This is a genomic window from Rhizobium sp. 10N427 (assembly GCF_056394605.1).
The window spans coordinates 508990-525432 of the sequence record NZ_JBFTID010000001.1 but is presented as its reverse complement, the minus strand read 5'-3'; the positions used below and the strand labels follow the sequence as shown (position 1 = coordinate 525432).

Sequence of the window (16443 nt, the reverse complement as noted above, 5' to 3'; positions counted from 1 at the left end):
TCAGCCCTTGGCCCCGAGTTGCTGATCGACCAGCGCCAGCCAATAGTTGACCCCGTGGATGATCGCCTCGTCGTTGAAATCATAGGCGGGGTTGTGCAGGTCCGCACTATCGCCGTTGCCGAGCCAGATGAAGGCGCCGGGGCGCTTCTCCAGCATGTAGGAGAAATCTTCCGAGCCCATGGTCTGCGGGTAGTCGTCGTTCACGCGCCCCTTGCCGGCCACGCGTTCGGCTGCGGCGACCGCGACCCTGGTCTTTGCCACATCGTTGACGGTGACCGGGTAGCCGGGGCGCCAGTCGATCTGGGCCTCGGCGGAAAACACCTTGGCGGTCATCGTCACCACCTCGCGGAAGCGCGCTTCGACGGCCTTGCGCGTCTCCGGCTGCATCGTGCGGATGGTGCCGCCGATCTGGACGGCCGCCGGGATGACGTTGAGCGCCCGGTCATTGCCGCCGTTGACATAGGTGATCGAAAGAACCACCGGATCGAAGGGATCGATGAAGCGCGACGTGATCGACTGCAGCGCGGTGATCATATGCGCCATGACGATGACCGGGTCGTGGCTGAGATGTGGCGAGGCTGCGTGGCCACCTTTGCCGTTGATGGTGATGATGAAACGGTCGCCGCCTGCCATGATCGGGCCGCTGCGGATGGCAAAGGAGCCGACAGCAAGGCCGGGCTCGTTATGCATGCCATAGACTTCCTCGATGCCGAAGCGTTCGAGCACGCCTTCCTCGATCATTACCCGGCCGCCGCCGCCGCCCTCTTCTGCCGGCTGGAAGATGAGCACGGCCTTGCCGGCGAAGTTGCGGTTGGCGGCGAGATGTTTGGCAGTGGCGAGCAGCATGGCGGTGTGGCCGTCGTGGCCGCAGGCATGCATCATGTTCTCGACCTTGGAGGCATGCGGCAGGTTGGTCTGTTCCGACATCGGCAGCGCATCCATGTCGCAGCGCAACGCAATCGTCTTGCCGGCGCCGAGCTTGCCGTTGATGACCGCGACAACGCCGGATTTCGCCAGGCCGCTGACCACCTCGTCGCAGCCGAAGGATGTCAGCTTGCCGATGACGAGCGCTGATGTCACGGGCAGATCGAAAAGCAGTTCCGGATGCTGATGAATGGTACGGCGCCAGCCCTTTGCCTCTTCGGCAAGGGCGGCGAGGGACGGATCGGATGTCATGGAGCCTCCAGGAAACGCATTCGCTTGACTGTCAGCAAGGGCATAGCCCGGCATCAGGCCGTTTTCCAGAACGCAGTCAATTAAAGCTGGACTTTTTCGCCATCTCACCCAATTGGGGGCGGCAGAATCGTTATGAATAATCAATTCTATTCTGATCGGCGGATGGGACAATCGATGTATCGCGAAGAAACAATTCCTGGACTTGTCATAAAGCTCGTCTCGGTTGCTAATAAAGTGACGGATCTTTCAGATGTGGGAAAGAGAGATCTGGTGAAGGATACCGTCTCCCGGGTTGAGACCATCTGCGAATTGCTTGATGATGACAAAGACAATCTCCGCGTGATCGCGGATGAGTTGTGGGATGCTGTGGTCGATCTTGGTGCCGGCAAGAGCACAAACGCCCAGCTGCGCGCAGCACTCCTTGGTCTGGCGGCCGCTGCCGCGGATCTGCATGGCGCCTCCAGGGATGGCGCTGCGCTATCACCCGCGCAGGATGTGCCGGTTCGCATCATTCATTAGTCCTGTCTGCGCTCGCCTGCATAAATTAGCGCCACCGAACGCTTGACATCGCGGCCGTTAAGGCCGAAGCCGCCTGCGGCATCGATCATGCCGCAGGCGCGAGGAAATACCCGATAATGAAACCGAATTCAGCCACGGCGGCCGCCGGCAATATCGTCATGACCGGCATCGTCTTCATGCTGATCGGCGATCTGCTTTTCGCGCTCAATGACGCGATGGGCAAATGGCTGGTGGCGAGCTTTGCCGTCGGGCAGGTCTTGGTCATCCGCTCGCTCGGCGCTTTCTTCGTGCTCGGCCCGATGATCGTCCGCCAGGGTCCGCGGGCGCTTTTCAATGTGGAGCAGAAACGCCTGCAGCTGATGCGCGTCTGCATGGCCACATTTGACGTCGGGCTGTTCTATGCGGCCGTTGCCTATCTGCCGCTGGCCGACGTCATGACCTTCTATATGGCCGGGCCGATCTATGTTGCCGCACTTTCGCATTTCTTCCTCGGCGAGAAGATCGGCTGGCGGCGCTGGCTTGCCGTTTTCATCGGTTTCGTTGGTGTCGTAATCGCGCTACGGCCATCGACGGCGATGCTCTCACTGCCATCAATCTTCGGCCTCGTCGGCAGCTTCGCCTTCGCGCTGACCCTTGTTATGAACCGCTATCTGCGCTCCACCAGCGATACGACCCTGGTGACGTGGCAGACGATCGCCGCCCTTGCAACCGGCATCGTGCTGGTCGTGCTAACCGGTGACTGGCGAAACGTGACGCTTATCGATCTCGGCGGCATGCTGCTTCTCGGCGTTGTCGCCACCTGCGCGCATCTGCTGATCACCCGCGCGTTGAAGCTGGCGCCCGCCTCGCTGCTGGCGCCGCTGCAATACACGCTGCTACTCTGGGCGATCGTGCTCGGCTACGTCTTTTTCAACGATGTGCCGGATACGCAGATTATTGTCGGCGCCGCCATCATCGTCTTCGCCGGGCTGTTCATCTTCCACCGCAAGAATATCAAGGGCACCGTGCCTGCCGAAGCCGTGCCGCCGGATGGCCACTAGCTCTCAGTGCCCTCCAGGTGCCGCATCCTGCTTGAGATCGATGCGCCGAAGGATCAGCGCTAGCGGCACCATCAGCGCTGAGATCACCATCAGGACGTGGAAGACGTCGATATAGGCAAGATAGCTCGCTTGGGTCTGCACTTGATGGCCGATCCAGCCCATCGCCTGCGACTGCGCATCGAGCAGGCTTGAGCCGCGACCGGCGAAGAATTGCGTCGCTTGATTGAACGCGTTCGTATAGCCGGGTTCCGACGGAATGACATGCTCGACCAGCCGGCTCTGGTGCCATTGCTCGCGGTGGGCCAGCACATTGGAGGCGATCGAGACGCCGATCGAGCCGCCGGTATTGCGCGCCGCGTTGATCAGCGCGGAGGCCTGGTCAGTCTGATCGGGCCGCAGACCGTCATAGGATGCGGCGGTGATCGGAATGAAGATCAGCGGCAGGCCGAGGCCGAGATAAAGCCGCGACCATACGAAGAAGCCGAAGTTCAGATCGGCATTCAGCCGCGTCATGTCCCACATCGCCAGCGCGATGATCGCCATGCCGATGGCGATCAGATATTTCGGCTGGACCATCGATGTCAGGCGTCCGGCGGCAAACATCATCATCATCGTCACAAGGCCGCCGGGCGACAGGGCAAAGCCGGCCCAGGTCGCGGTGTAACCGAAATTGGTCTGCAGCACCTGCGGCACGAATTGCGTCGTGGCAATCAGGATCGCGCCGGTTGCCAGCATGACGATGACGCAGGCGCCGAACTGGCGGCTGGCAAGCAGCCGGACATCGATCACAGGATTTCGATGGGTCATCAGCCACGGGATGGCAAAGGCAAGGGCCAGCAGGCAGACTGCGGCCGTGGCGATGATGAAGTTCGAGCCGAACCAATCCTCCGTCTGCCCGCGGTCGAGCGCCAGTTCCAGCGCGCCGAGGAATGTTGCGACCAGTAGGAAGCCGGTAATGTCAAAACGCGTGCCTTTGCTGCGCATCTCCGCGCGCTCCCTGCGAAGCGATTCCGGCTCCTGCACCAGCATGTACACGAGGATGAAGGCGAAGACGCCGACCGGTCCGTTGATCAGGAAGCACCAGTGCCAGGAGAAATTGTCGGAGAGATAGCCGCCGAGCGTCGGGCCGATCACCGGGGCGACGACGACGGCGACGCCGAACATCGCGAAGGCTTGGCCGCGCTTGGAGGGCGGGAAGGAGTCGGCGAGGATCGACTGCGATATCGGCACCATGCCACCACCGGCAAAGCCCTGGATCATCCGGAAAACCAGCAGCGACTCGAGATTCCAAGCAAGGCCGCAGCAGATCGAGGCGACGGTGAAGGTGGCAAGGCAGAGCAGATAGAAGCGCCTGCGGCCATAGCGCTTGGCGATGAAGCTGGAGGCGACCAGAATGATGGCATTGGAAACCAGATAGGTGGTGACCACCCAGGACGCTTCATCCGCGCTGACCGCGAGGCCGCCGGAGATGTAGCGCAGCGCCACGTTGGCGATCGTCGTGTCAAGCACTTCCATGAAGGTCGCGAGCGATACGACCATCGCGATCAGCCATGGGTTCGATGCCCCGAACGCGGCTGTGGGCGCGCTTCCGGCCGTCGTTGCGGCGCTGCTCATCTCAATGCCTCGGCCGGACCGTCACCGTCGGCACGACCGACATGCCGGGGCCGATGGCGATATCCTTCGGCCAGTCGTCGGCGACGATCTTCACCGGCACACGCTGGGTGACCTTTACATAGTTGCCGGTGGCATTTTCAGCCGGCAGCAGCGAGAAGGCGGTGCCTGAGCCGGGCTGCACGGAATCCACCTTGCCCCTCAGCAGATGATCCGGATAGGCGTCGATCGTCACATCGACGGGCTGGCCGGGACGCATGTCGGTGAGCTGCGTTTCCTTGAAATTGGCGGTGATCCAGATCTCGTCGGGAACGAACATGGCTATTGCCTGACCCGCCTGCACATACTGGCCCTTCGAGCCGCTGAGCTTGACGACCCGGCCCGGCTGAGCCGCAGTGATGGTCGTGTAGTCGAGGTTCTGCTGCGCCGCTTCCACCTCCGCCTCAGCTTGGTGAAGGGTGGCGATCGCGCTCGCCTTCTGCGCTTCGGCGGCGGCCTGGTTCTTCACCGCGGAGGTGACGCTTGCCTGCGACTGGACGAAATTCGCCTGGTTCTGCCGTAACGTCGATGCGGCCTGCTGGGCGGACTGTTCGGAACCGGCGCCGCTCTTGACCAATTGCTGCTGCCGGCTGTTTTCATCATTGGCATATTGGAGGGCTGCGGCGGCCGAGGTCTGCTGCGCCTTCGCTTCGTCGATCGCCGCACCGGCGGCGGCGATCTGCGCTTCGGCACTCGATATTGCCGCTTTCGCGACGCCGATCTGGCCGTTCGATTGATCGAGGGCAATCTGGTAGTCGCGTGGATCGATCTTGACGATGACGGCGCCGGCATCGACATGCTGGTTGTCGGAGACGGGAACATCGGCAACATAGCCGGAAATCTTGGCAGCGACCGAGAAACTGCGCGCATCGATGAAGGCGTCATCGGTGCTCTCATAGGGATGGAAATAAACCAGCCAGACCACATACCCGATGACCGCGACGGCCGCGATCGCAACGGCGATGAAGAGCGCCGCCAGCGGATGGCGCCGGATAATCGACGGTTTCTTTTCCTCTTTGCCGGTGGGCTCAGCGTCTGCGCTGTCCTTCGGTTCCTCGCGTTGATCTTCGTCCAGTTGCGGTGCGGTGCGCTGTTTCTGGTCCACGGCGGATCTCGGTCGTTGATGGAGGAATAGCGCCAGAACGCATCAACCGGGCTTTCAGTTCCTGGCCGCCGACTGCCGTCCCTGCGGCTTTTTGGGCACTGCAATTGCGCCGGAGAATTTGTCGCATTCTGCGGCTAAACATCGCTTGACACAGAATTGGCGCAAGTATCTGAATGGTTACAAGAGGAGCGGGCGGGTCGCGGCGCGCCGTGCAAGCAGGAGGATTATTTCGAGATGTTGAGATTTGCGGTCATCGGGATCGATCATGGGCACACGTTCGATCACGTCAAAGGATTGCTTGCGGCCGGCGGAGAATTCGTTGGCTACTGCCCGAAAACCTCGGTTCCGGCGCTGCGCGAAAACTTCGAGAAAACCTACCCGGATACCCCGCAGATCGATCGCGAGCAGCTGTTTGCCGATCCGTCGATCGATGTCATCTGCATCGCCGCCATCCCGCGTGACCGTGCAGGCCTTGCGATCCGCGCCATGAAGGCGGGGAAGGACGTGATGACCGACAAGCCGGGCGTCACCACCTTCGCCCAGCTTGAAGAGGTGAAGAAGACGGTTGCCGAGACCGGCCGCATCTTCTCGATCTGCTTTTCCGAGCGCCATTGCGTTCGCTCCGCCGTCAAGGCGGGAAAGCTGGTCAAGGAAGGCCGGATCGGCAAGGTCATTCAGACGATTGGCATGGGACCGCACAAGCTGCAGCTGCCGACACGGCCGGACTGGTTCTTCGATCCGGAAGCCTTTGGCGGCATCATTGTCGATATCGCTTCGCATCAGGTCGACCAGTTCCTGTTTTACACAGGCTCGACCACGGGCGAGGTCGTGGCCAGCTCGATCGGTAATTTCGGCATGCCCGATAAGCCGAAATTCGAGGATTTCGGCGAAGTGCTGCTGCGCTCCGACCGGGGGTCAGGCTATGTCCGCGTCGATTGGTTCACACCCGAAGGGCTTGGCACCTGGGGCGATGGCCGTCTGACCATCCTCGGCACCGAAGGCTATATGGAGCTGCGCAAGTACATCGATATTTCCGGGCGTCCCGGCAAGGACCATCTCTTCCTGGTCAACGGCAAGGAAAACATCCACATCGACTGCAGCGATGAGAAACTCGACTATTTCGACGCCTTCAGCGCCGATGTGCGCGATCGCAGCGAGACCGCGATGCTGCAGACCCATGTCTATGAAGTCTGCCGGCTGTCGCTGGAGGCGCAGACCAATGCCGTCAGGCTCGGCGGACGATAGGAGAGCCTGCCATGACACAGAAATTGCGCGTCGGCGTGATCGGAGCCGGTATCGCTGCCCGGCATCTTGCGGGCTTCGACTGGAACAAGGATTTGTTCGAAGTGCCTGTCCTCTGCTCGCTGGACGAGGAGCGCGGGCGCGAACTCTGCGCGACCCACGGCATCGGCGAATATACGCAGGATGCCGATACGCTTTTTGCCCGCGATGACCTCGATGTCATCGACATCTGCACGCCGCCGGACACGCATTTCGCGCTCTGCAAGAAGGCAATAGAGTCAGGCAAGCATGTGATCTGCGAGAAGCCGCTGTTCGGTTCGATCGCCGAGGTCGACGAGATGACCGGGATCGTCGCGCGCGCCGGCGGCAAGATGCTGATGCCGATCTTCCAGTATCGCTACGGTTCCGGCCTGCAGAAGCTGAAGCGGCTGATCGAACTCGGCCTTACCGGACGCCCGTTCCTGACGACGATTGAAACGCATTGGTGGCGCGGCCCGGATTATTATGCCGTTCCATGGCGCGGCAAATGGAAGAGCGAGCTCGGCGGCGGGCTTCTCGGCCACGCCATCCACGCGCACGATATGCTGAACTATGTGCACGGCGCTTGCGCCGAGGTGTTTTCCTATGGCGCGACGCTGGTCAATCCGATCGAGGTCGAGGACACGTCGGCCATTTCGGTGAAGATGCAGAACGGCTCGCTGGCGGCGCTGTCGATGACGCTGGGGTCGCGCAAGGAAATCTCGCGGCTGCGCTTCTGCTTCCACGATGTCGTCGCCGAAAGCATTCTGGAGCCCTATACGATGGGCCGCGATCCCTGGACTTTCATCGCCGGGACCGAGGAACATCAGAAGCGTGTCGATGACGCCCTTGCAGGTTACGAGGTCAAGGAAGACGGCTATACCCGCCAGTTCGAGCTGTTCCATCAGGCAATCACTGATGGCACGGAGCCGCCGGTGACGCTGCAGGACGCGCGCAATTCTCTGGAACTGGTGACAGCAGCCTATGACTCGCAACGAACCGGTAAGCCGACTCCGCTGCCGATCACGGCGGAGCATCCGCTTTATCGTTCCTGGCTGCCGGAAGGGTAGTTCGATCCACCCCCATCTCTGTGACATCCCGTGGGCGCAGCCCTGAGGGCAAAAAGATGAGGGTATTGGCGAGGGCAAGATCGCAAGATGCGGCCCTCGCAAGTCCTACGACGGGATAGACCCCAGCGCGTAGAGGATCCCGCGCAGCTCTGCCAGGCCGCGCATGCGGCCGATCGCCGGATAGCCGGGCGTGACGGTCTTGTTGAGGTCGTCGAGCATGCGGTGGCCGTGGTCGGAGCGGAAGACGATCTCGTCCTTGGCGCTACGCTTGCTGTCTTCGGCAACGAGTTCCTTCAGCACTGCGACCATGTCGACATCGCCCTCCAGATGGGCGCTTTCGTGGAAAGTGCGGCCGTCTCCTTCGCGCTTGGTGGCGCGCAGGTGGGCGAAATAGATGCGCGAGGCGAAACGCCTTGCGATCGCGGGCATATCGTTTTCGGCGCGGACGCCAAGGCTGCCGGTGCAATAGCACATACCGTTTGCAGGCGAGGGCACGGCGTCGAAGAGCGCCGCATAATCCTCGGCATTCGAGGCGATACGCGGCAGGCCGAAGAGCGAGCGTGGCGGATCGTCCGGATGCAGCGTCAGCTTGACGCCACGCGCTTCGGCAGCCGGCGTCACGGCCTGCAGGAATTCGATCAGATGCTGGCGAAGCTTCGCGGCATCGATGCCGGCATAGCTCGATAGCTTGTCGCGAAAGCCGGGGATGGTCAGCGGCTCGGTCGTGGAGCCCGGCAGGGCGGAGGTGATGATGCGGGTGATCTCGGAGATCTCTTCCTCGCTCATCTCGTCATAGACCTCGCGTGCCCGCTGCTGGTCTTCAGCCGAGTAATCGTTTCCGGCGCTCTGGCGCTGCAGCACGAAGAGATCGAAAGCTGCAAAGCGCTCGTGGTCGAAGCGCATGGCGGTGGCGCCTGTCGGCGTGATGTAGTCGAGTTCGGTACGGGTCCAGTCGACGACCGGCATAAAATTGTAGCAGACGATCGGGATATCGTTGGCTGCGACCGCTTCGAGGCTGGCGATCCAGGCCTCGATCTCGGCCTTCGCCTTGCCGCCCTTGCGCTTGACGGCATCGGGGATCGGGATGCTTTCGACGACGGACCAGACGAGCGGCGAACGCCCGGCGGGTGTCGTCTCGATCATCGACTTGCGCTCGGAGACTTCCTTTTCCGTCCAGGCGCGGCCGATTGGGACCTGGTGCAGCGAAGAGACAATGTTGGTGGCGCCGGTCTGGCGCACCTCGTCCAGTGTCACCGGGGCTTCGGGCCCAAACCATCTCCATCCTTGCCGCATCGATTTCCTCCTCGTCAGTCGCTTCTATATTTTTGGCTTCTAGCAGAAATAATCGGGATAGCGGGTGCGCAGCTCCACCACATCTGGGATGACGGCGCTGAGGTGATGCAAGATCGCCTCGCGGGCAGCATCGACGTCATGACTGGCGATCGCATCGCGGATGACGATATGCTCGCGCACCACATTGTCCATGCGCCCCAGCGCCGGCAGCGTCAGGCGGCGGGCGCGGTCGATCTGCACTTTCACGGTCTTCAGGATCGTCCAGATACCGGGATAGCCGGCAATCCGGGTGATCGCCTCATGGAAGGCTTCGTCTTCCTCGTGAAAGCCTGATGTGTCGCCCAGCGAAGCCAGCGATTTCTGCCTGCTGATGATCATATCGAGCCGCTCGATATCGGCGGGTGTTGCGTTGCGCGTCGCGGCTTCGATGGTCGTCGTTTCCAGCGCCTTGCGCACGACAACGGCTTCGGGAATGGCCGAAACGGGAACCCGGGAAACGACAGTGCCCGACTGCGGGTAGATATCGACGAGCCCGCCTTCGGCAAGCCGCAGCAGTGCCTCGCGCACCGGGGTACGGCTGACACCGAATTCTTCGGCGATCTTCTTTTCCTGGAGGGCCATGCCGGGCGGCATGCGCAGTGAGACGATGTCGGCGTAGAGCTGGTTGAAAATGGCATCGGCCGTTGTCACACGGCGTAGCTTCGCCGGTCTTTCCACTGCGGGCGGAAAGTCGATCGCTTCGGAGCCGGATGCCTGCCGCATGCTATTTCCTGCACGTTGACTCTGTTGTGCATACTAGTATATCAATCCTCATCCATTGCCAAGGCTTGCCGATGAGGAGCGGTCGCTTTGCAAGGCTTTCAACCGCTTTTCGGCGGTTGGCCGGCGTTTTGATCTCGCCTGGCAGATCACGGGAGAGCAGGCTGTCTGGGCTCGTCCGCAGACGCCGCACAAGAGGAGGAGACACCCATGAACATTACGCGCAGAACATTCGTGAGTACCGCCGCGGGCGTTGCCGTTGCCGGCATGCTGCCCAGCCATCTGTTTGCCCAGGCGAAGAAGCCGGCGAGCCCGGTGACGATCACCATCGCCGACGTTGCCGGCAATCTTGCGCTGACGCAGGGCATGTTCGAAGCCTATGCCGCCGAAAAGGCCGACTGGGTGTCGAGCTTCGCCTTCACCAAGGCGCCGGCCCCGGAACTGCCCGGCAAGATCAAGGCGCAGCAGGCGGCAGGCAAGGTCGATATCGATCTTGTGCTGACCGGCACCGACGCGCTTTCGGCTGGTGTCGACCAGGGTCTCTGGATCGATCTCGGCGCGCATAAATCCGAGCTTCCCAATCTTGAAAGCACCCTGCAGCCGCAGGCCTTCAAGATGCAGGGCCTTGCCAAGGATCAGGGTGTCGTCATCACCTACTACCCGTCCGGCCCGCTGATCGAATACATGCCGGACAAGGTGGCGACGCCGCCAAAGACGGCGCAGGAGCTGCTCGACTGGACGAAGCAGAACAAGAACAAGTTCCTCTACGCCCGCCCTGCCAATTCCGGCCCCGGCCGCACGCTGCTGATGGGTCTTCCGTACCTTCTCGGCGACAGCGATCCGCGTGATCCCGCCAAGGGCTGGACGAAGACCTGGGAATATCTGGCCGCTCTCGGCGAGAACATCGAATACTACCCGACCGGCACCGCCGTGGTGTTCAAGGAACTCGGCGAAGGTACCCGTGACATCGTGGCCACGACGACGGGCTGGGACATCAACCCGCGCGCCCTCGGCATCGTTCCCGCCGAAGCCAAGGTGCAGAAGCTCGACGGCTTCCATTGGGTCACCGACGCGCATTATGCGGTCATCCCGAAGGGCGTATCGGACGAGAAGATCGCGGTGCTGATGGATGTGCTGAACTACATCCTGCAGCCGAAGCAGCAGGCGATCGCCTATGACGCCGGCTATTTCTATCCGGGTCCGGCCGTCAAGGATGTCACCATCGACATGGCGCCGCAGGAAAGCCAGGACGTGATCAAGGAATTCGGCCGTCCTGAATATGCCGACTGGATCGCCAGCAACCCGCTGGAAGTGCCGCTCGAGCCCAAGCAGCTCGTCGAAGCCTTCCGCATCTGGGACGAAAAGATCGGCGCCAAGAAGGGCTGATCGCAATCCATGGCGCCGGTCATAGGGCCGGCGCCCTCATTGCCTCGATATATATGGAGTTTCGATTGAACGCGCCCGCCCAGAACGCAGCGCCGTCGTCGCGCAACAAAGCCCGTCTCGAGCTTGATGGTCTCCGCCGCTCGTTCGGCGCCTATAACGCGCTCGACGGTATCGATCTTGCGATCGAACCCGGCGAGTTCATCGCACTGCTCGGCCCGTCGGGCTGCGGCAAGTCGACGGCGCTCAACTGTATCGCCGGGCTGCTGGCACTCTCGGGCGGTGAAATCCGTCTCGGCGGCGGCCGTATCGACCAGCTGGAGCCCGAAAAGCGCGGCTTCGGCATGGTGTTCCAGAGCTACGCGCTCTTCCCGCATATGAGCGTGCGCAAGAATGTCGGCTTCGGTCTGGCGATGCAGGGCATCAAGGGGCCGGAAGCGGACAAGCGGATCAACGATGCGCTGGCGCTCGTCCGGCTCGAAAGCCAGGCAGACAAGCTGCCCGGCCAGCTCTCCGGCGGCCAGCAGCAGCGTGTTGCGATTGCGCGTGCCGTCGTCATCCGTCCGCCGATCGTCTTGATGGACGAGCCGCTATCCAATCTCGACGCCAAGCTCCGTCTTGAAATGCGCGCCGAAATCCGCGGCATTCACGACCAGATCGGCTCGACGACAATTTACGTGACGCACGACCAGGACGAGGCGCTATCGCTGGCCGATCGCATCGTCGTCATGAGCCAGGGCCATATCGAGCAGATCGGCACGCCGCAGGATCTCTACCAGCGCCCGGTCAATCTGAACGTCGCCGATTTCATGGGCTTCCGCACCCGTATCCGCGGCCGCGTCACCTCGGTGTCGGGTGACGAGGCGCAGATCGAGGTTGGCCCGGCGCGGCTGACCGGCACGATGCGCACGCCGCTTCAGGTGGGCGATGCCGCGGTGCTTTCCGTGCGCCCCGAAGATCTGGTCGCGGTCGCCGGCGATGGCATTCCCGCCACCGTCAGCAGCATGGAATATCGCGGCCGCGCCTTCTTCGGCCTGGCTAAATCCGCTGACGGCTCCGATCTTTATTTCCGCTCCGACGATGTGCTGCCGCGCGGTGCTGCGACCTTCCTGCAGCCGGCTGCAGGGCGGGCGCTACTCTTCAAGGAAACGGCTGCATGAGCGGGCCATCGCTTCGCACCCGGCTTGCGGTCCGCGGGCTCGACGGCACGACGATGCTGGTGCTGCCGGGCCTGATCTTCATGCTCGCGTTGTTCGTCTATCCCTTCTTCTATGGCGTGGTGGATTCGCTGACGCCGAAGGATGGCGGCGCGTGGTATGCGAATTACGCCAAGTTCTTCAGCGATCCCTTCCAGTACAACACCATCGGCGCTACGATGTGGCTGGCGTTGCCTGTCACCATCCTCAATCTGGCGCTCGCCGTGCCAATCGCGTTCCGCGTCCGGCTGATGCGGCGCCAGCGCCTGCTGACGACGATCCTGGTGCTGCCGATCACGCTTGGAACGGTCTTCGTCGCCGATGGCCTGCTGACGTTCCTCGGCCCGCGCGGCTGGTTCAATCAGACGCTGCTGCTGATCGGCATCCTTGATGCGCCGGTCAAGCTGACCAACAACTACTGGGGCGTCTTCGCCTCGCTGCTGATCACCGGCTTTCCCTTCGCCTTCCTGCTGACGCTCTCCTACATCACCGGCATCGATCCGGCGATCGAGCAGGCGGCGGCAACGCTGGGGGCCGGTCCGCGCAAGCGCTTCTTCCGCGTCTTCCTGCCGCTTCTGGTGCCGGGCCTCGCCGTCACCTTTTGCCTGGCATTTGTGCAGGCCTTTGCCGTCTTCCCCTCGGCGGTTCTGCTCGGTGCGCCGGCCGGGCCGACGCGCGTCATCTCGATCGCGGCCTATCAGGCTGCCTTCGAGCAATATGACCATTCACTGGGCTCGGCGATCGCGCTCATCATGGGGGCTGTCGAGCTTGTCGTCGTGGTGGCGGTTCTCGCCTGCCGCTCGTTCTTCTATCGCGGCCCTGCCGGCGGCACGAAAGGCTGAGCCATGATCCGTGACCAGGGCCTCACATCGAAAATCTGGCGCTTCGCCGTCTGGGCCGTTGCAGGACTGTTCATCCTCAACCTCTTGGCCGTCATCGCCGTCGTCATCATCAATTCCTTCTCGACGCGCTGGCTCGGCACATGGCTGCCGGCGGGCTGGACGACGCGCTGGTATTTCAGCGCCTGGAAGGAATTCCAGCTATCGAGCGTCGTGCTCGTCACCTTCCAGATCGTCTTCACGGTCACGGTGATCTCGGGCATTCTCGGGGTGCTGACGGCCTATGCGCTGGCCCGTCGCGACTTCCCCGGCAAGAAGCTGATCGTTCTGCTCTTCCTGCTGCCGCTGCTGATCCCGCCTTTGACCTACGGCATTCCGCTTGCGACCGTGCTCTATCAGCTCGGCCTCGGCGGTACGTTCTGGGGCCTCGTGCTGATCAACCTCGTGCCGTCTTTCCCCTTCGTCGTGCTGGTGATGATCCCGTTCATCGAACAGATCGATCCGCGCATCGAAGCAGCGGCCCGGGTGTTCGGGGCGGGGACCACGAGCCTCTTCATCCGCATCCTGCTGCCGCTGCTTCTGCCCGGCATGCTGGCGGCGCTGCTTCTGGTTCTGGTTCGCACCATCGCGATGTTCGAGCTGACCTTCCTGATCTCGGGGCCGACGACGCAGACGCTGGTCGTCTCGCTCTATTACGCAGTGTTTGCCTCCGGCGTTCGTGCCGCGCAGTCGATCGATGCGATGGCGGTGATCTACATGATCACGACGCTCTTCTGGCTCATCATCGCCCTGCAGTTCGTCAATCCGACGCAGATCGTCGCCCGCGCCAAGCAACAGTCGTCGCATTAGGCATTCTGGTTCGCGCTTCGCATGAAGCCGATCGTCGCGAACCAGAGGACCGCACCGATGCCGATCAGGCAGGCGGCGATCACGTACTGGACCGGATCACGGCCGGTCCAGGGGCCGACGAGGAACAGGCAGGTCGCCGCGCCGAGGACCGGCACGATGGTCGGCGTGCGGAAATGCGGGTGATCGACCTTGTCGCGGCGTAGCACCAGCACGGCGATATTGACGACGGCAAAGACGCCGAGCAGCAGCAGAGCCGTGGTTCCGCCGAGCGCCGGCACGCCGCCGGCAAACAGGATCAGGCCGACGGCCAGCAGTGACGTAAAGCCAATGGCGATATAGGGCGTCTGGCGCGCGGCATGAACCTTGCCGAGAGCGGCCGGAAGGACCTCTTCGCGGCTCATACCGTAGATCAGCCGGCTCGCCATCATCATGTTGATCAGCGCCGAATTGGCGACGGCGAACATGGTGATGATGCCGAAAATACCGATCGGGAAGTTCGGCGCGCCCGCCTGCACCACCTTCAGCAGTGGCGTCTCGCCTTCACCGAGCTCGGCCGCAGGCACCAGCGTGATCGCCGAGATGGCAACCAGCACGTAGATAACGCCTGTGATCAACAGGCCGCCGAGCAGCACCTTCGGGAAGATCCGGCTCGGCTCCTTGCATTCCTCGGCCATGTTGACGGAATCCTCGAAGCCGACCATGGCGAAGAAGGCGAGCGTCGTGGCGGCGATGACCGACCAGAACACGCCGTGCTCGCTGCTCGGCTGAAAGGTCCAGGCGCGTGATACGTCGCCCTCACCACCGGCAATCGCCCAGAATCCGATGCCGATAATGATCAGCAGGCCGGTCAGTTCGACCATCGTCAGGACAACGTTGAGCTTCACGCTTTCGCCGACGCCGCGGAAGTTGATGGCGGCGATTAGCGCGATGAAGGCGACGGCAATAAAGGTGACGCCATAGTCGCCGAATTCAAAGCCGAAGGCCTCGGAAAAATTGGCGGCAAAGGCGCGCGATGCTGTCGATGCCGAGGTGATGCCGGAGGACATGACGGCAAAGGCGATCAGGAATGTCAGGAAGTGGACGCCGAAGGCCTTGTGCGTGTAGAGCGCCGCGCCGGCCGCCCGCGGATATTTCGTCACCAGCTCGAGATAGCTGAGCGCCGTCAGCAGCGCCACCACAAAAGCAATCAGGAAAGGCAGCCAGACGACCCCGCCGACTTCGGCTGCGACCTGGCCGGTCAGCGCGTAGATGCCGGTGCCGAGAATATCGCCGACGATGAAGAGCAGCAGCAGGCCCGGTCCCATCACCCGTTGCAGTTCCGGCTGCTCCGGCAAGCTTTTCAACGGCGCTCCGCTCATCAGTTGCTCCTCGTCATCCCCGCCGCAAGCGGCTCCTCTTTTTGGAACTAGAGCGGGAATTCCGGAAGAAAAGCAGGGATTTGCTCGGGGAGCGTGCTGCATCCGCCCGGCCGGGTAGAGCGACCGACGGCGCCGAAGGGCGTTTGGCTAGATCGAAAAAGCTTCCTTCAGGCCGAAGCTCTTGCGCTCGCGAAGATCGAGGTCGGCCTCGATATGGGAGATGTGATGCACCATCAGATGGCAGGCACGGTCGAGATCGCCGGCCTCGATGGCGGTGACGATGTCGCCATGCTCGGAATGGCCGCAGCTGGAAACGGCGGACTGGCCGTAGAGGGCGATGACCAGGGATGAGCGGGCCACCAGCTCTTCCATGAAGCGCTGCATGATGGCGTTGCCCGATATCGATGCCAGCGTCAGGTGGAAGTCGCCGGAAGCCTTGATTTCGGCCCGGCGCGCTGTCTGTCCGCGCTCGCTGATCAGGCGTCCTTCTTCCTGCAGCAGCTGGCGGAGGTGCTGGATCTGCGATGGCGTGATGCGGGCGGCTGCCTCGCGCAGGATGCCCGGTTCGACGAGACGGCGGGCCGCGAAGATCTGCTTCGCTTCATCTGGCGAGGGATAGGCAACGAAGGCGCCGCGGTTTTTCTCGACGCTGACGAGCCCCTCGTAAGAGAGCGCCTGAAGCGCAGCGCGGGCCAGCGTGCGGCTGACATTGAAGAGATTGCCGACATCGGCTTCCGACAGTTTCGTTCCAGGCGCGAGCCGGCGTTCGACGATCGCGTCGCGGATTGCATCGCGGATCTGCTGGGTGCCGGTGTCGGCTGAATCGTCTGCCTGCAAAAGCGCGTTGGCTGAAGGAGTCATGAAAACGGGTACCTGATTACAGCCGCAATGATAGCCAGCTTTGCATCAGAAGTTAAACGAATTTTGCGCGCAAAATGGCGATCAA

Annotated in this window: 15 protein-coding genes; 8 read left to right on the top strand and 7 right to left on the bottom strand. The window is 62.3% G+C overall.

Annotated features, from left to right (window positions below):
• A complete protein-coding gene (locus AC1DIJ_RS02220; RefSeq protein ID WP_112389033.1) occupies positions 1-1176 on the bottom strand; it encodes a M20 aminoacylase family protein in 1176 nt (391 codons plus the stop codon).
• A 132-nt stretch (positions 1177-1308) separates the two neighbouring features.
• Between AC1DIJ_RS02220 and AC1DIJ_RS02215 the strand changes: the two genes are divergently transcribed.
• Complete coding sequence (locus AC1DIJ_RS02215; RefSeq protein WP_148194275.1) at positions 1309-1695, top strand: hypothetical protein; 387 nt, start codon at positions 1309-1311, stop codon at positions 1693-1695.
• Between the two features lie 116 nt (positions 1696-1811).
• A complete protein-coding gene (locus AC1DIJ_RS02210; protein ID WP_112388695.1) occupies positions 1812-2735 on the top strand; it encodes a DMT family transporter in 924 nt (307 codons plus the stop codon).
• A 3-nt stretch (positions 2736-2738) separates the two neighbouring features.
• On the opposite strand, the gene AC1DIJ_RS02205 is transcribed toward AC1DIJ_RS02210, so the two are convergent.
• Together AC1DIJ_RS02205 and AC1DIJ_RS02200 are read right to left on the bottom strand one after the other, a co-directional pair.
• Entirely contained in the window at positions 2739-4349 is a 1611-nt protein-coding gene (locus AC1DIJ_RS02205; RefSeq protein ID WP_112388694.1) for a DHA2 family efflux MFS transporter permease subunit, read from the bottom strand.
• Between the two features lies 1 nt (position 4350).
• Positions 4351-5490 (bottom strand): HlyD family secretion protein, encoded by a 1140-nt coding sequence (locus AC1DIJ_RS02200; RefSeq protein WP_112388693.1) that lies wholly within the window; start codon positions 5488-5490, stop codon positions 4351-4353.
• A gap of 234 nt (positions 5491-5724) precedes the next feature.
• Here AC1DIJ_RS02200 and AC1DIJ_RS02195 point away from each other — a divergent pair, with 234 nt between their 5' ends.
• Positions 5725-6735 carry a Gfo/Idh/MocA family protein gene (locus tag AC1DIJ_RS02195; protein WP_112388692.1) on the top strand — a complete coding sequence of 337 codons (1011 nt, stop codon included), beginning with the start codon at positions 5725-5727 and terminating at the stop codon, positions 6733-6735.
• A gap of 11 nt (positions 6736-6746) precedes the next feature.
• The gene (locus AC1DIJ_RS02190) at positions 6747-7820 is read left to right on the top strand and encodes a Gfo/Idh/MocA family protein (RefSeq protein ID WP_112388691.1); all 1074 of its coding nucleotides are present in this window, start codon (positions 6747-6749) and stop codon (positions 7818-7820) included.
• Between the two features lie 105 nt (positions 7821-7925).
• Here the strand turns inward: AC1DIJ_RS02190 and uxuA are convergent, their stop codons facing one another.
• On the bottom strand, positions 7926-9113 hold the full coding sequence (gene uxuA, locus AC1DIJ_RS02185; protein WP_112388690.1) for a mannonate dehydratase: 1188 nt from the start codon (positions 9111-9113) through the stop codon (positions 7926-7928).
• 39 nt (positions 9114-9152) lie between these two features.
• Positions 9153-9875: a GntR family transcriptional regulator gene (locus AC1DIJ_RS02180; protein ID WP_112388689.1), complete on the bottom strand. Its 723-nt coding sequence runs from the start codon at positions 9873-9875 to the stop codon at positions 9153-9155.
• A 207-nt stretch (positions 9876-10082) separates the two neighbouring features.
• On the opposite strand from AC1DIJ_RS02180, the gene AC1DIJ_RS02175 reads away from it, so the two are divergent.
• Genes AC1DIJ_RS02175 through AC1DIJ_RS02160 form a run of 4 tightly spaced genes read left to right on the top strand, consistent with a single transcriptional unit; the run spans position 10083 to position 14139 of the window.
• Entirely contained in the window at positions 10083-11258 is a 1176-nt protein-coding gene (locus AC1DIJ_RS02175) for an extracellular solute-binding protein (protein WP_112388688.1), read from the top strand.
• 53 nt (positions 11259-11311) lie between these two features.
• Positions 11312-12415 (top strand): ABC transporter ATP-binding protein, encoded by a 1104-nt coding sequence (locus tag AC1DIJ_RS02170; RefSeq protein ID WP_112388687.1) that lies wholly within the window; start codon positions 11312-11314, stop codon positions 12413-12415.
• Positions 12412-13293, top strand: coding sequence for an ABC transporter permease (locus tag AC1DIJ_RS02165; RefSeq protein WP_112388686.1), 882 nt, complete (start codon positions 12412-12414; stop codon positions 13291-13293). The genes AC1DIJ_RS02170 and AC1DIJ_RS02165 overlap by 4 nt, the downstream gene beginning before the upstream one ends.
• A gap of 3 nt (positions 13294-13296) precedes the next feature.
• Positions 13297-14139 carry an ABC transporter permease gene (locus AC1DIJ_RS02160; protein ID WP_112388685.1) on the top strand — a complete coding sequence of 281 codons (843 nt, stop codon included), beginning with the start codon at positions 13297-13299 and terminating at the stop codon, positions 14137-14139.
• Here AC1DIJ_RS02160 and AC1DIJ_RS02155 read toward each other — a convergent pair.
• Together AC1DIJ_RS02155 and AC1DIJ_RS02150 are read right to left on the bottom strand one after the other, a co-directional pair.
• Positions 14136-15497 carry an APC family permease gene (locus AC1DIJ_RS02155; RefSeq protein WP_112388684.1) on the bottom strand — a complete coding sequence of 454 codons (1362 nt, stop codon included), beginning with the start codon at positions 15495-15497 and terminating at the stop codon, positions 14136-14138. The two genes, AC1DIJ_RS02160 and AC1DIJ_RS02155, sit on opposite strands and share 4 nt — an antisense overlap.
• 147 nt (positions 15498-15644) lie before the next feature.
• Positions 15645-16358, bottom strand: a complete 714-nt coding sequence (locus AC1DIJ_RS02150; RefSeq protein WP_112388683.1) for a GntR family transcriptional regulator — start codon at positions 16356-16358, stop codon at positions 15645-15647.
• Positions 16359-16443 lie beyond the last annotated feature (85 nt).